A 14,817-nucleotide genomic window follows, 5' to 3' on the forward strand; every position below is an offset into this window, starting at 1 on the left:
GTCGTACGTCTACGCCGGCCGAAATCCGGCCTGCTCCAGGGCGACGCGGGCTTCGTCCGAGCCGAGTGCGTCGAGAAAGGCCTGCACCGCCGGGCGTTGCTTGCGCGCCGTGACCAGCGCGAAATCATAATGCTCTTCTGCGAGCGGAATGAAACCGAGTTTGGAGGCATGGGCGACCGGCGCAATGGTCATGCCCCAGTCGGCGCGATGCTGCGCGACCGCAGCGGCCACCGCATTATGCGAGCGCGGCTGGTTCCAGTATCCTTCCGGGCGCGCACCGCCGAGCAGCCGGTCGATCAGGATGCGCGTGCCGGCGCCCTGGTTGCGGTTGACCATGATGCAGGCGGGGTCAGAGAGCGCAGCCGCGACGGCCTGCTTCGCGCCAAGCCCTTCGAAGCGTTCGTCGCCTTTGCGGAACACGATGCCCTGCATTCTCCGCCAGCCCGGCACAAGCTCGAGCCCATCGACGAGATAGGGCGTGTTATAGGTCTCGCTCTTGTCGTCGAACAGGTGGATCGGCGCGAGATCGCATTCGCCGCGCCGTGCTGCAGCAAGCCCGCCGAGGCTGCCGACTGCGATCGAGCGCACGGTCAGGCCGGCATGCGCAAGCGGCGCGGTGACGAGATCGAGCCCGGTGCAGTGGCTGCCGACGATGACGAGATCCGGAACGCGCACATGTGGCGTGAACAGCGTCACCTCGGCCTCGGTGCCGGCCGGCATCTGGTCGGCGAGCGCATCGATGCGCAGAAAGCCGTCGGCCTGCGCAAAGGACGTGATCGCACCCGAGCCTTTGCCGGAGGGATAGGCGATCAAGCCCTCCTTGCCCTCGACCAGCGAGACCATGACGAATTCGGTGCGGCCGAGTTCGGAGGCAATGCGCACCGGCACGGTCGCGCTCACCTTGGCGTCGGAGCGCGGCGGCAGGCCGGCCATTTTGCGCAGCACCGGCACGATCATGTCGTGGAAGGTGAACATCGCCGAAGTCGGGAAGCCCGGCAGGATCACCACCGGCTTGCCGTCGCATACCGCGAGGCACAGCGGCTTGCCGGGCTTGAGCGCAACGCCATGCGCGATGATGCCGGGCTTGCCGAGCCGGTCGATGATGCGATGGGACAGGTCGCCCGCACCTTTGGACGTGCCGCCGGACAGCACCAGCATGTCGGCATCAATCAGCGCGCGACGCATGGCGGATTCGAGTTTCGCTTCGTCGTCGGGAATGGCACCGAGGAAGATCGCCTCGCCGCCGTTCTCGTCGATCGCGGCGGCGACGATCGCGCCATTGGTGTCGTAGATCGCGGCGGGCGCGAGCACCTCGCCGGGCTGGACCAGTTCGTCGCCGGTGGAGATCACGGCGACCCGCGGCTTGCGCGCGACAATCACCTTGGCAATCCCGCAAGCAGCCAGCATGCCGATCTCACGCGAGCCGATGATCGTGCCGGCGCGCAACAGCGCCTCGCCGCGCGCGATGTCGGATCCTGCATAGGAGACGAATTGCCCCGGAGATGCGGCACGGCGGACATCAATTGCATCCGATCCAGCCGGCTGGGTGTGCTCGACCATGACGACGGCGTCGGCGCCGCGCGGCAGCGGGCCGCCGGTGGCGATCGGCGTCGCGGTTCCCGTCGCCACTTGCAGCGTCGGCGCGGTGCCACAGTGGATGGTCTCGCCGTTCAACACGAGACGAACAGGTGCGCCCTCGCCCGCCGCGGCGAGATCCGCCGAGCGCACGGCAAACCCGTCGACATTGGAACGGTCGAAGGGTGGCACGTCGATCGGCGCAGTGACGTCTTCGGCGAGCGCCGCGCCGAGCGCATCGGCCAGATTGCTTGGTTCGCTCGGGATCGCGCGCGGGAAGAGTGCCGCCTCAAAGCGCGCCAGCGCATCCTCGCGCGAGAGGATCTTGAGGAACTGCTCCTGCTCGTGTGCGCTGCGGTCTCGCGGTCGTGGGATCGTCGTCATGCCGGAACCCATATCACTCCCGCATCAGATAGGCATCGACCGATGTGCCCGCCGCAAAGCCCTCGCTGCTGCCGGGAATGAGCAGCCATGCATCCGCACCGGCAATTGCCTGTAGCGGCCATTCGCCGACCGCAAGCGGCATCCACGCATCATGTTCCTCAGCCAGCAGCACGATTTCGGCGATCCCCACATTGGAGGCGATCTTGCGCGCAAGCCGCAAGGTCGCCGACCGCCGCGGTCGCCGCGCCGACAATCGATCGATGAGCGGAAGCGCAAGCGCGAACCAGACGGCGAGCGCGTGATCGGGTGAGCCGGGCAACGCCACCACCGGAACTTTTCCGAGCCGCCCGACCGCGGCGGTGCGTCCGGGCTGGAGCGCAAGCCCATGGGCGATCACGTCACCACGTTGAGCCAGCGCCTTCACGGCAGCATCCTGGCGACCGACGCCGCTGCCGCCGATCGTCAGCAGGAGATCGCAGGCGGAAGCGTCAAGAGCCTCCGCAATCGATGCCGCATCGCGCGTGCCGGCTTGGTGCGTCTCCACGTCCAGTCCCACTGCGCACGCGATGTCGGCGATCATATGCGTCGTCGCCGTCGCATCGGGGACATTGACGATGCGCAGCCGCGGCCGGCGCACGCTCAGTCCGTTACCCCCGGCGACGCGCGCGAGCAGCAGAGCGGTCGCGCTGACCGGATATCCCTCCGCGCCGGCGGGCGTGTGTTCGGCGATGTCGCTTCCCCCGCGCCTGACGCCCTGCCCCGGCACCCCCTCTGCCAGCACCTGCGCAAGCGGACCCGAGATGTCGACCGCATCGGCATCGAGCACACAATCGCATCCATAGGGCATGGGCTCGCCAGCCTCGACCCATGCCGGCGCTTTTGTCAGAGGCAGCGGCGAATAGGAGGACGCGCCGACGAGATCATTTGCGCGCAACGCCCAGCCGTCCGCGGCGGCGGCGTCATAGGGCGGATAGGACGCCAGCAATGGCGTCCCCGCCGCGATGCAGCCGGCGGCCTCCGCCAACGGCAACTCGATCGGCGCGATCGGATCAACGCCGCGCAGCAACGCAGCGAGCGCGGTGTCGAGCGATGTGAGCGAGGGCGGCAGGCGCTGGATCATGCGCCATGATGGACCATGCATCGTGCGGTTTGGCAATCGCTCGTGATGCGGACATCAGCCGCCCGACTTGGCCGCATTGGGAAAGAACAGCTGCTGCCCGTCGACCTTGTAGCCGGCGATCGCCATCTGCCCCTCCGGCGAGATCAGCCAGTCGACGAAGATCTGCCCAAGCTCCTTCTTGACGTTCGGATGCTTCTCCGGGTTCACCAGCATCACGCCGTATTGGTTGAGCAGCCGCTTGTCGCCTTCGACGACGATGTCGAGATCGCCGCGCTCCTTGAAAGAAATCCAGGAGCCGCGATCGGACAGTACGTACGCATTCGACGCACGCGCTGCGTCGAGGGCGGCGACCATGCCCTGCCCTGCCTCGCGGTACCAGGCGCCCTTGACGCTGGCGATATCGATGCCGGCGACGATCCAGAGCGCAAGCTCCGCGGCATGGGTGCCGGAGCGATCGCCGCGCGTTACGAACGGCGCGCCCTTGGCCTCGATCGCTTTCAGCGCGGTCGCGATGTCCTTGCCCTTCACCCCGGCAGGATCGCTCTTCGGCCCGATCAGCACATAGTCGTTGTACATCACGTCGAAGCGTTTTGCGCCAAAACCGTCGGCGACGAATTTCTCTTCCTGCGGCCGCGCATGCATCAACACGACATCGACCTCACCCCTTCGCGCTCCGTCGAGCACCTCGTCGGCGCGGCGTGCGATCACTATCACGTCGATGCCGGTTTTGGCGGTGAAGATCGGCAGCAGATAATCGAGCAGGCCTGAATCCTGCGTCGATGTCGTCGAGGCCAGGACGATCGCGCGGTCCTCCGCGAATGACGCCGCAATGCCTACGGCAAGGCCGCAGAGAACCGCAAATGCAACGGATAGGCGGCGAAGGGCCATGGGCTGGTTCCCGTGAGGTGCGAAATCGGGATGATCCTGATGGCGGATTGCGCCGCGCTCGTGACGCGATTCCGCGCCGAACTGCGCGGATCGTGACAACAATAGATAGATCAAGATACGAACCACTACCTCTGGCAGATGGTCGTCGCGATACGCAGCACGTTGCGACGCGCGCAAGGCCCACACCAAGCGAACGCGCGAGAATTCGATTCGGCAGTCGGGATATGTTGCAAAGCAGCGAGATCATCAGGCATGGTTCCCGCGAACGAAAATGAACTGCAGAATTCCACCTGCGTCGGACGTCAAAAAGGAAGCAAGAAATTGCATAGGAATGCAGGATGGAATTCCTGACGACCAGCGAAGCCGCCGACTATCTCCGGCTCGGCGAACGCAAGCTGTACGAACTCGTCACCAACGGCGCGATCCCCTGCACCAAGGTGACCGGAAAATGGCTGTTTCCGCGGCACGAGCTCGACCTCTGGGTGTTGTCGGGACTGGCGCGGCCCGCTGGCATGCTGACCGCCGAGCCGCCGCCTGTCGTTGGCGGCAGCCAGGACGACCTCTTGGATTGGAGTTTGCGCCAATCCGGCTCCGGCCTCGCCTCGCTGAGCGAGGGGACCGCGCGCGGGTTCGAGCGCTTGCAGCGCGACGAGGTGATGGCCGCGGCGGTGCATTTTCACAGTTTCGATGCTTCCGACAATCTCGCCAACGACGCCAATGTTGCGGCGCTGCGCGGCGCGCCGGACCTGCATGATGCGGTGCTGGTGGGCCTCGTGCGCCGCGAGCAGGGCCTCGTGCTGCCGCATGGCAATCCGAAGCGGCTGCGCAGCCTGTCCGACGTGCTCGCGCTCGGCGCCAGAATGGCGATGCGGCAACAGGGCGCAGGCGCGCAGATGCTGCTCGAGGTGCTCTTGAAGCGTGCCGGCGCCTCGCCCCGGGATTTGCGCCGGGTGGAGACGCCGAGCCTGACCGGTCCGGATCTCGCCGAGGTGATCCGCGCCGGCCAAGCCGATTGCGGGATGGCGACGCGCGCGGCGGCGCGCTCCGCCGGCCTCGATTTCGTGCCGCTGGTCTGGGAAAACTTCGATCTCGCGCTGCGGCAGCGCAGCTATTTCCGGCCGCCGATGCAGGCGTTGATCCGGTTTCTCTGCGAAAGACGGCTGCGGCATCGCGCCGAGGAGCTGACCGGCTACGATCCCTCGCCGGCGGGGCAGATCCGCTTCGCGGCCTGACGTTGACGCCCGCCCCCAAATAGTTGCAAAAGAAACCAATTCAGCCGGGCCATACCCGGGGCAACACCGGCCAACGAGCCGGATGAGGGAGGACAAGCGTGAATCCAGCCAGATTTGGACTGCCGGTCGCTGCCGTCTTGGCGGCGACGCTGATGTCGGGCGCGGCGTCGGCACAGGTTTCCGACGACGTCGTGAAGATCGGCGTGCTCACCGACATGAACGGCCCGGCCTCCGCGCCGACCGGCCAGGGTTCGGTGACTGCGGCGCAGATGGCGATCGACGATTTCGGCGGCACGGTCCTCGGCAAGCCGATCAGGATCGTGATCGGCGACCACCAGCTCAAGGCCGACATCGGCGGCGCCATCGCGCGGCGCTGGTACGACGTCGACCAGGTCGATTTGATCGTCGACGTGCCGGTCTCGGCGGTAGGGCTCGCGGTGCAGAACATCGCCAACGAGAAAAAGCGGCTGTTCATCACCCACTCCACCGGCACCGCCGATTTCCACGGCAAATTCTGCTCGCCCTACGCGATCCAGTGGGTGTTCGATACCCGCGCGCTCGCGGTCGGCACGGCGGATGCGGTGGTGAAGCGCGGCGGCGACAGCTGGTTCTTCATCACCGACGACTACGCTTTCGGCCATTCGCTGGAGCGCGACGCCTCCAGCGTCGTGACCGCCAATGGCGGCAAGGTGCTGGGCTCGGTGCGGCCGCCGCTGGCAACGCCCGACCTCTCCTCCTTCGTGCTCCAGGCACAGGCCTCCAAGGCCAAGATCATCGGCATTGCCGCCGGTCCTCCCAACAACATGAACGAGATCAAGACCGGCTCCGAGTTCGGCGTGTTCAAGGGCGGCCAGCAGATGGCGGCGCTGCTGGCGCTGATCACCGACATCCACGGCCTCGGCCTCCAGGCCGCGCAGGGCCTGTTGCTGACCACGTCGTTCTATTGGGACATGGACGACAAGACCCGCGAATGGTCGAAGCGCTATTTCGCCAAGATGAACAAGATGCCGTCGATGTGGCAGGCCGGCGTCTATTCGAGCGTGATGCACTATCTCAACGCCATCAAGGAGACCGGCAGTGACGATCCGCTCAAAGTGGCAGCGAAGATGCGGGAAAAGCCGATCGAGGATTTCTTCGCCCGCAACGGCAGGCTGCGCGAGGACAATCTGATGGTGCACGATCTCTGGCTGGTGCAGGTGAAGACGCCGGAAGAGAGCAAGTACCCATGGGACTATTACAAGATCCTCACGACCATTTCGGGCGACAAGGCCTTTGGGCCGCCGGACCCGGCGTGCGCGATGGTGAAGAAGTGAGACGGGCGAATGGCGAGTAGCGAGTGGCGAATGGGAGCGGGCCGCGCTACTCGCTACTCGCCATTCGCCATTCGCTATTTCACCACGCCGACCTCGCGAAAGTACTTCATCACGCCCGGATGAATCAGTTTCGGCTTCGGCGCGGCGGCGAGCGTGTTCGCGGCCGTGGTCTCGCAGGCCTGCGCGAGCTTGTTGCAGAACGTCGCCTCGACGCCATGCAGCGTCTTCGCCAGCCGATAGGCGACTTCGTCCGGCAGGTCCTCGCGCGTCAGCACAAAGCTCCAGGAGCCGAGCGAGGCGATCGGCTCGGACTGTTTTGGATAGCTGCCGGCCGGAACGGTCAGCGGCTTCAGGAAGGAATGTTTGGCGCGGATGCGCGCGATCTCCTCGGCGCTCGGCGCGATGAAGCGCGCGCCTGATGCGCTCGACGCCACGGCTGCGAAACCGGGCCAGCCGATGCCGGCGCCCCATAGCGCCACGGCGCGTCCGTCCTCGACCATCGCGGGGCCATCGCCGGCGCGATCGAGATAGATCGCCTTGAAGTCCTCGTCCTGCTTCAGGCCGAGCCCGTCCAGCACATAGCGCGCCAGGATCGGCAGGCCGGAGCCCTTGGCGCCGAACGCGACGGGCTGCCCGACGAGATCGCGGATGGTCTTGTAGGGACTGTCCGCGCGCACCACGAACATGCCGGGATTGGAATAGATCGCGGTGAGGATCTTCAGCCGCACCGGCGCGCGGCCGATGCCCGCAAAAGCCTCGTAGGCCGGCTCGCCCGCGACCAGCGCGAGATCGAGCTCGCCCTTCTCCAGCAGCGGAATGTTCTCGTTGCTGCCCTTGGTGTTGCGCGGGGCAATCGTCAACGACGGATCGGCCGCGTTCATCACCTCCGCAAAGGTATTGCCATAGAGCGGAAAGCCGCCGCCGGGCGTCGCGGTGCCAAGACTGATCGTAAGGCTGATCGTTGTGGTCGAAATGGCCTTGTCTCCGGTTTGAGCGGCCGCGGGGCTCACGAGCAGCGCCGCGGCGAGAAGTGTGATCGATGCGAATTTCATGATGATTCCCGGCCGCTCCGCGTCAACATCGACTTGAGACGATGTAGGCAGCGGGCGGTTTTTGTGAAAGCATGCGGCCCAACGACAATAATGCAATGGGAGACGTCATGTTGCGAATTCTGCGGAGCGCTGTTTTCGGGCTCGCGATCATTTCAGGCCTGTTCAGCGCCGCGCCTCCCGCCTCCGCCGCCGACTACCCCAACCGCCCCGTGCACTGGATCATCGGCTTCGCCGCCGGCGGCCCGGTCGACATCGTGTCGCGGATCATGGCGCAGTGGCTGTCGGACCGCCTCGGCCAGCAATTCATCGTCGAGAACCGCGCGGGCTCCGGCGGCAACATCGCCGCCGCCGCCGCGATCAACGCGCCGGCCGACGGCTATACGCTCTTGTTCGTCGCACCCAACAACGCGATCTCGACCTCGCTCTACAAGAAGCTGCCGTTCGACTTCCTGCGCGACACCACCCCTGTCGCGAGCATCATGCAGCTCACCAACATGCTGGTGGTCGCCAACGCGATGCCGGTGAAGACCGTCCAGGAGTTCATCGACTACTGCAAGGCCAATCCCGGACAAATCTCCTTTGCCTCGTCCGGCAACGGCACCTCGGTGCACATGTCCGCGGAGCTGTTCAAGGTGATGACCAAGTGCGACATGGTGCACGTGCCCTATCGCGGCTCGGCGATCGCCTTCCCCGACATCATCTCGAACAAGGTGCAGCTGATCTTCGACAACCTGCCGTCGGCGCTGGAGCAGGCCAAGGGCGGCAACGTCCGTGCGCTCGGGGTGACCTCGCCGCAGCGCTGGCCGATCGTGCCCGATGTGCCCGCGATCGCCGAGACCGTGCCGGGATTCGAGTCGGTCGGCTTCTACGGCATCTCCGCCCCGAAGGGCACGCCGCCCGAGGTGGTCGAGATCCTCAACAAGGCCGTCGGCGAAGCGCTGAAGGACCCGAAGCTGGTCGCACGGCTCGCCGAGACCGGCGGCATCCCGAAGCCGATGACGCCGGCCGAGTTCGGCAAGCTGGTCACGGATGAGACGGAGAAGTGGCGCAAGGTGGTGGAGTTCGCGGGGGTTTCGGTGGACTAGGGTTGGCCCGCCGCGGCGCCTGTAGCTCGCCGGCAAGACATAGGGTGACCGGCGGCCCCCTCGAATCAAAAAACGCGAAAACAACCCCATGCACAGTAGAAAAGGCGGGCGATCACAGCGAGTTACCCCGAGCGAAAATGAGCACCGCAGGGGCATTTGACTCGTCGGGCAAAACAGGCGCATAAGCGCATCATCGCCCGTTTCGGTAATTCGGAAATTACCGTCGGTGCGGTGCCGGCGTTTCGATCGGCTAGCGCCGGCATTGCACCCTCGCCTCAGGCCCTGTAAACGGACCGCGCACCGTTGCCGGCCGCGCCTCCCGCGGCCGCCTCGCGGCGGGGCCTGTAGCTCAATGGTTAGAGCCGGCCGCTCATAACGGTCTGGTTGCAGGTTCGAGTCCTGCCGGGCCCACCAATAAAATCGGGCATTTCTTGCACGGTTGGAAGTGGACCTTTTACCAACCGCCTCAGATACGATGCTAATTTGCTCGTGTCACTTTCGTCCGTGGATCAATCTATAGCCATTAAAGGCGCCCGGCTTGCAGTGAAGTACCCTTTCGACGGAAGGTCCTGGGCGTCAGTGCTTTTATCTTGCCCTCCCATTCGCATGTTGATCGTTCTAGGATCACATCCGCTCCAATTGGCAGCGAAATCGTTACTTCTGCACTCTCACTGCATGGATAGTGCACGCCAAAAACCGACTGCACACGTACGACGAACTTCACTCCTTGCATTCCGGAAACTGGCCGGAATCACTCATTTCTCCATCCACCTCGCAATGAAAACGCCAAGAACGATGCACGTTCAAGCGAAATAAAAATCAGCTTTGGCAGTGAGGGCGGCATTGATCAAAGCCAGCGCGAGGTAATCATAGGTGCCGCGACGTCGGGCGTAGTTCAGGAAATACCTCAATAGAACGTGAGCAACATGATGAAACTGGATCGCACTGCTAGATCGGTCCGTGAGCGCATTGGATCACGAGCGCGTCCGGCACAGGACACCGCGCAATGCGACGCCGGGCGATCGAAATTTCCAACTTTTTGAGCCAACGCGGGCACATCTCAGCCTGCCCCCGCGAAATTGGGCGCGGGCCGTTGCCCTCCGAAGGCAAAGGTCACACGTTCGAATCGTGTCGGGTGCGCCAGATTTTTCTTTATTTTACAACGCGATATGCGCGCGCGGACTGAAACTCCAACTCTGCCTCGTTCGAGTAAGTAAGCGACTTCGTTGGAAAATCGTCGCCGAATGCAGAGAGCTTTGTTCGGAAGCCACACACACAATAATCGTGGTGCACAAGTATCCCACTCGATACCCCACTTGCACGTTTGGTCACGGCTGATCTCGGAACCGAAATGATCGAGCATGATCTAGTGCCTTTGCACAAATCGGAGCGGTTGAGTTCCCCAAGTGCGGCCGATGCCACCATCTCGGCATAGAGGGGTACGGCTCCTCAGCAGGGGGTGCGAGGCATGACAATGATGGTCGGCCCCAGCATCAAGAGGAAGTTTGGACAGGCAGCGGAAGCTTGCGAGATCTAACTTCCACACCTCAACGACCGCTTTGCGTTGCGTAGTCGGGGAAGCGGGGATCTACCAGAAGGTCATCCCGGTCGACCTCGAGAAAGCGGTGAAAGCGGTCGACTCGGTGATAGCCGGCAGCTACCTGGGCTTCTAACATTGCCTCCGATAAGCGGGACTTGTCGGCGGCGCTGAGGCCGCGCCGGACGGTGAAGGTTACAAACGGCATCTCCAGTCTCCACGGTTCAGGATATACCAATTGCGTTGATGCGCTGAGTGCGCGCACGCCTTAGCCGCCATCAGCAATTTGAGCTACTGGTATGCCAAATAGAAAGTGGCCGGCCGATGTGGCTAAGTCCGTGATCGGGTGGGGCCCAAAATGCTATCGCTCCGATCCTCGACACAGTCACATTGAGCTGAGTGCGCAAACTACTTCACCAATGCCGGATTTGACCAAGCTTAATCTCATCCCGCTCTAATAAGAGGCGCGCAGCGCGGCCGATCCACCCTGCGCGCCCCTTCAGCGCAGACTCACGAGAGGAGGGTGGCCCCGAAGCCAATCTCGACCTTCATCAGCTTGGAGACAGGGCAACCGGCCTTTGCTTTTGCGGCGATTGACTGAAACGTGGCCTGGTCGATGCCGGGTACCTTCGCGGTGACGGTGAGATCAACCGAGGTGATGGAAAAGCCATCGCCGTCCTTTTCGATGACGACTTCTGATTTGCTGTCGACTTGCTCCGGCACGAAGTTCGCCATGCCGAGCAGCCGGACGAACGACATAGTGAAACAGGCGGCGTGAGCCGCCCCAAGCAGCTCCTCCGGATTGGTGCCCGGCTTTTCACCGTAGCGGCTGAAGAACGTGTAGGGATAGCTTTCCAGCACGCGGCTCTCGGTCGAGACCGAGTCCTTGCCTTCACGCAGGCCGCCGTTCCAGGGGGCAGATCCAAAACGTTTCATCGCTGCTTGCTCCTTTCGTGCCGTGCATGTGTCGGGTTCGTCAGGCTTGCTGTCCCGCGGCGTCGAGGATCAGCCGTGTGATTTCGTCGGGATGGGAGATCAGAGAGAGATGACTGGCCTTCACCTCGATGGTCTTGGCGCCCATCCGCTTGGCCATGAAGCGCTCAAGGTCCGGATTGATCGTGCGGTCTTCCGTCGAAACCGCGTAGTAGCTCGGCTTCGATCGCCAGGCCGCATGCGTGGTCTTGCCCGTGAGCAGAGCCTTGTGGAACGGCTCCTGCACCGCGTAGAGCACTTTTGCTTTTGCTTCCGGCAGGTCGCCCGCGAAATCGCGCAAAAATGCTTCTTCGCTGAGACGTCCTTCGTCGCCGTCGAAGACGATGCCGGCTGTCGCCGGCGGCGTCGGATAGGTTTTGGCCAAGGCCGTGTAATCCTCGCCCGCATCCGGCGCGCGCGCCGCCACATAGACGAGCGCGGAGACATTCGGATGCACACCGGCTTCCGTGACGATCATCCCGGAGAAGGAGTGACCCACCAGCACCGTCGGGCCATCCTGCCGCGCCAGCACCCGCTGGGCTGATGCCACCGCCTCAGGCAGCGTCGTCAGCGGATTTTGCACGGCCGTGGCGTTGAGCCCCGCCGCCTGCAATCGCGCTATCACTTCGGACCAGCACGAGCCGTCGGCGAACAGCCCGTGCACAAGCACGACGTTGCTCGCCTTCGCCGGAGTTGAATTTGCGGCCATGCCACGTGTGGAGATCAGCGAAGCTGCGGCACCGGTCACGAGGGCGGCGGAAAAAGCGCGTCTGTTCATCATCATGATATCTCTTCCTTCAAGGATGGATGGGAATGTCTGGTTGCATGGCGTGGGCAGCGCAGCGCGGCGCCGGACGCCTGAGATTTCGATGTCGTGTCGCCGTTCACCGCCTTTCTGTCGCCCTGGTGCGAGCGCCCCGCATGGGCTCAAGCTTCGAGCAGTGCATCGACATCGGGTGAACGCACGATGGTCCCGCCACGCACGAACGCCTCATGGTTGTCCTCGATGCTGTCATGGTCGTAGAGATAGTTGACCATGATGCCGAAGGATTCCTGGATCGCACGGCGTGCGGCGTTGCCGAGCCAATTGATCCGTTCGAGCCGCGCGCCGTTGCCGAGGTGAAAGCGCGCTACCGGGTCGACGCGGCTTCCGGGTGACGGCTGCCGCGTCAAATACAGCGCGCACAGCCGCATCAGGGCGGGGCGCAACTTCTCGCTCTGCGCTAAGTCATGCCACCAGCCGTCGCGCTCGAGTTCGGGCAACAACGCGGTGTCGGGATCACTTCGTTCCGCAAGCCGCTGCATGAGCCAGCGCCGGAAGCCCGGCACCGGCGACAGGGTGGAGAAGCGCTCTAGTTGCGGAAACTCCGCCTGCAGCTCCTCGACCACCTGCTTGATCAGAAAATTGCCGAACGATATGCCGCGCAGGCCGTCCTGGCAGTTGGAGATCGAATAAAAAATCGCGGTGTCGGCGCGCGCAGCTTGCGCCCGTGCGGCCTCTTCATCCGTCTCTCGTGCGAGCAGCGGAGGCATGGCTGTGGCCAACCCCTGCACCAGCGCGACTTCGACGAAGATCAGCGGCTCGCCGGGAAGCGCGGGATGGAAGAATGCGAAGCAGCGGCGGTCGAGCGCGAGGCGCCGCCGCAGATCGTCCCAGCCCTTGATCTCATGCACCGCCTCATAGGCGATCAGCTTCTCCAGCACCGCCGCCGGGGACTGCCAGTCGATCCGCCGCAGTTCGAGAAAACCGCGGTTGAACCAGGAGGCGAACCTGTCGAATGGCCCGTGCCTTCTTTCTCGCCGCTGTCGCGTTGCCAAGGCCGCTGCGCCGATGAATTTCATCCGAGAGCGTCCCACTCCGGCGCGAACGGCGGCCGGACGAAGCGCTGGTCTTTCGGCAGAGCGGTGATAGCGGCGCGATCCTCGTCATCGAGCCGGGTGCCGAGCGCATCAAGATTGGCCTTCTGGCTTTCGGGACGGGCGGCTTTCGGAATCACGATGACGCCCTCCTGATCGAGGAGCCAGGCGACCGCCATCTGAGCGGCACTACAACCGTGCTTGTGGCCGAGGAAGGCGAGCGTGGGATCACTTGCCGCCCGCCCTTGCGCGAGGGGCGCATAGGCTGTCAGCGGAATCCCCTTGCCGCGCAGATAGGCGAGCATCGGCGCCTGCGACAGGAACGGGTGGTATTCGACCTGGAGGCTGGCAATCGGCGCGCCGATCTCCTCCACCGCGCGACGGAGCATCGGCAGGTTGAAGTTGCACACGCCGATCGCGCGCGTCAGGCCGCGCTCCCGCAGCGACATCAACGCTTCCAGCGTCGCTGCCATGTCCATGTCTCGTGACGGCCAATGGATCATATAGAGATCGACATGGTCGAGCCCCAGCTTCCGCAGACTGGTGTCGAAGGCGCGGTAGAGCGCATCCGGCGCAAGCTGATCATGCCAGACCTTCGTGGTGATGAAGAGCTCGTTCCGGTTCACGCCGGACGCCGCGATGGCCGCGCCGACGGCGGTTTCGTTGTCGTACATCGCGGCGGTGTCGATATGTCGGTAGCCGAGCGCGATCGCACTCTCGACGACCGGCTGGGCGTCGGCTCCCGGCATCCGGAAGGTGCCGAGGCCGAGGCGAGGCATCGCAACACCCCGTGTCGTGATCGTCTCCATGATGTTTTCCTTTCTCGGATTTCCTGCCGGCGGGTCGGTGCGGTCACCCTTTGCGCTGCCGGCAGGCGCAAGCCATCACAAGGGCGGCGGCGTCAGACGGATGCTTTGGCCTGGCTCGCCCTGACGAGTTCGGCGATGACGCTTTCGAGTGCCGTAGTGCCCTTCATGGCCGACCGGCCGTGCTCGCTGAAATCGATCCATCCCTCGTTGAAGCCATCGAGCATCCGGATCCGAGGCAATGGATTTCGCGTTCCCTGAGAGCGGAAAATCTGCTCCCAGCTCTCGCGCGGCACCGTCTCGACCCGGACGGTGCGCTTCAGCACCGTGGCGAAGGCGCGGGCGAGATCGTTTGGCGATATGCGTGCGGGCCCCTCCAACTCGACGACCCGCGTCCCGCTCCCGTTCTCCCGGAGAAGCGCGGCGGCCAGGTCCCCGACGTCCTGCGTCGCGACCATCGGGAACGGCTTGTCGGCCGGCTGCAGGAAGCTGCGCAGCACGCCTTCGTCGCGCGCCGAAGGAACGTCCCAAAGCGCATTCTCCATGAACCAGCCGGGCCTCAGGAAGGTGACCGACAGGCCGATCTGCTCCAGCGACTGTTCCATCAACGTGCGCTGGGTCAGCAGGTTCTCGTGCGGCGCATCCGCGCCGATGGTCGACAAGCAGACCACCTTGCCGGGACGGGACTCGGCCAAAGCCGCCGTCACGGCCGCGATGACGCGCTTGGCCTCGGGAAAGCCGGGCTCCGGATCGAACTCGGAGGGCGGCAGGATGAAGATGCCCGCGGCGCCCCTGAAGGCAGAAGTCAGGCTTGCCGCATCGTCCATCTCGGCCAGGGCGATGTCGCCGCCCCGAGTTCTCCACTCCGCCGCCTTGGCCTCGTCGCGCAGAACGGCGCGGACGGGCTGTCTTTCGGCGAGAAGGGTGCGCGCAAGCGCGCCGCCGACGTTGCCAGTGATTCCGGTGATTGCGTACATGATGGTTCTCCAGAAGGTT

The 14,817-nt window shown here is 64.3% G+C and carries 13 protein-coding genes and 1 tRNA gene; 4 read left to right on the top strand and 10 right to left on the bottom strand.

Features of this window, described 5'->3' with window-relative positions; all coding sequences use genetic code 11:
* Window positions 1-9: 9 nt before the first annotated feature.
* From IVB18_RS39190 to IVB18_RS39200, 3 genes are read right to left on the bottom strand one after another with little or no spacing between them, the layout of a single operon-like run.
* Window positions 10-1,959, bottom strand: coding sequence for a molybdopterin biosynthesis protein (locus IVB18_RS39190; RefSeq protein WP_247985582.1), 1,950 nt, complete (start codon window positions 1,957-1,959; stop codon window positions 10-12).
* A 13-nt stretch (window positions 1,960-1,972) separates the two neighbouring features.
* Window positions 1,973-3,079: a molybdopterin-binding protein gene (locus IVB18_RS39195; RefSeq protein WP_247985583.1), complete on the bottom strand. Its 1,107-nt coding sequence runs from the start codon at window positions 3,077-3,079 to the stop codon at window positions 1,973-1,975.
* 54 nt (window positions 3,080-3,133) lie between these two features.
* Entirely contained in the window at window positions 3,134-3,967 is an 834-nt protein-coding gene (locus tag IVB18_RS39200; RefSeq protein WP_247985584.1) for a substrate-binding domain-containing protein, read from the bottom strand.
* A 338-nt stretch (window positions 3,968-4,305) separates the two neighbouring features.
* Between IVB18_RS39200 and IVB18_RS39205 the strand changes: the two genes are divergently transcribed.
* Window positions 4,306-5,199, top strand: a complete 894-nt coding sequence (locus IVB18_RS39205) for a helix-turn-helix transcriptional regulator (RefSeq protein WP_247985585.1) — start codon at window positions 4,306-4,308, stop codon at window positions 5,197-5,199.
* A 98-nt stretch (window positions 5,200-5,297) separates the two neighbouring features.
* Window positions 5,298-6,512 (top strand): ABC transporter substrate-binding protein, encoded by a 1,215-nt coding sequence (locus IVB18_RS39210; RefSeq protein ID WP_247985586.1) that lies wholly within the window; start codon window positions 5,298-5,300, stop codon window positions 6,510-6,512.
* A 74-nt stretch (window positions 6,513-6,586) separates the two neighbouring features.
* Here the strand turns inward: IVB18_RS39210 and IVB18_RS39215 are convergent, their stop codons facing one another.
* Window positions 6,587-7,564, bottom strand: coding sequence for a TAXI family TRAP transporter solute-binding subunit (locus IVB18_RS39215; protein WP_247985587.1), 978 nt, complete (start codon window positions 7,562-7,564; stop codon window positions 6,587-6,589).
* Between the two features lie 107 nt (window positions 7,565-7,671).
* Here IVB18_RS39215 and IVB18_RS39220 point away from each other — a divergent pair, with 107 nt between their 5' ends.
* Together IVB18_RS39220 and IVB18_RS39225 are read left to right on the top strand one after the other, a co-directional pair.
* Window positions 7,672-8,649: a tripartite tricarboxylate transporter substrate binding protein gene (locus IVB18_RS39220; protein WP_247985588.1), complete on the top strand. Its 978-nt coding sequence runs from the start codon at window positions 7,672-7,674 to the stop codon at window positions 8,647-8,649.
* Window positions 8,650-8,987: 338 nt separating this feature from the next.
* A tRNA-Ile gene (locus IVB18_RS39225) sits at window positions 8,988-9,063 on the top strand.
* A 1,133-nt stretch (window positions 9,064-10,196) separates the two neighbouring features.
* On the opposite strand, the gene IVB18_RS39230 is transcribed toward IVB18_RS39225, so the two are convergent.
* From IVB18_RS39230 to IVB18_RS39255, 6 genes are all read right to left on the bottom strand, one after another.
* The gene (locus IVB18_RS39230; RefSeq protein ID WP_247985589.1) at window positions 10,197-10,394 is read right to left on the bottom strand and encodes a hypothetical protein; all 198 of its coding nucleotides are present in this window, start codon (window positions 10,392-10,394) and stop codon (window positions 10,197-10,199) included.
* A 302-nt stretch (window positions 10,395-10,696) separates the two neighbouring features.
* On the bottom strand, window positions 10,697-11,122 hold the full coding sequence (locus IVB18_RS39235; protein WP_247985590.1) for an OsmC family protein: 426 nt from the start codon (window positions 11,120-11,122) through the stop codon (window positions 10,697-10,699).
* A gap of 40 nt (window positions 11,123-11,162) precedes the next feature.
* Window positions 11,163-11,942, bottom strand: a complete 780-nt coding sequence (locus IVB18_RS39240) for an alpha/beta hydrolase (protein ID WP_247985591.1) — start codon at window positions 11,940-11,942, stop codon at window positions 11,163-11,165.
* Between the two features lie 143 nt (window positions 11,943-12,085).
* Window positions 12,086-13,000, bottom strand: a complete 915-nt coding sequence (locus IVB18_RS39245; RefSeq protein ID WP_247985592.1) for a malonyl-CoA decarboxylase family protein — start codon at window positions 12,998-13,000, stop codon at window positions 12,086-12,088.
* Complete coding sequence (locus IVB18_RS39250) at window positions 12,997-13,824, bottom strand: aldo/keto reductase (protein ID WP_247985593.1); 828 nt, start codon at window positions 13,822-13,824, stop codon at window positions 12,997-12,999. The genes IVB18_RS39245 and IVB18_RS39250 overlap by 4 nt, the downstream gene beginning before the upstream one ends.
* A 92-nt stretch (window positions 13,825-13,916) precedes the next feature.
* Complete coding sequence (locus IVB18_RS39255) at window positions 13,917-14,798, bottom strand: NmrA family NAD(P)-binding protein (protein WP_247985594.1); 882 nt, start codon at window positions 14,796-14,798, stop codon at window positions 13,917-13,919.
* Window positions 14,799-14,817 lie beyond the last annotated feature (19 nt).

This window comes from Bradyrhizobium sp. 186, from assembly GCF_023101685.1.
Taxonomy (GTDB): Bacteria; Pseudomonadota; Alphaproteobacteria; order Rhizobiales; family Xanthobacteraceae; genus Bradyrhizobium.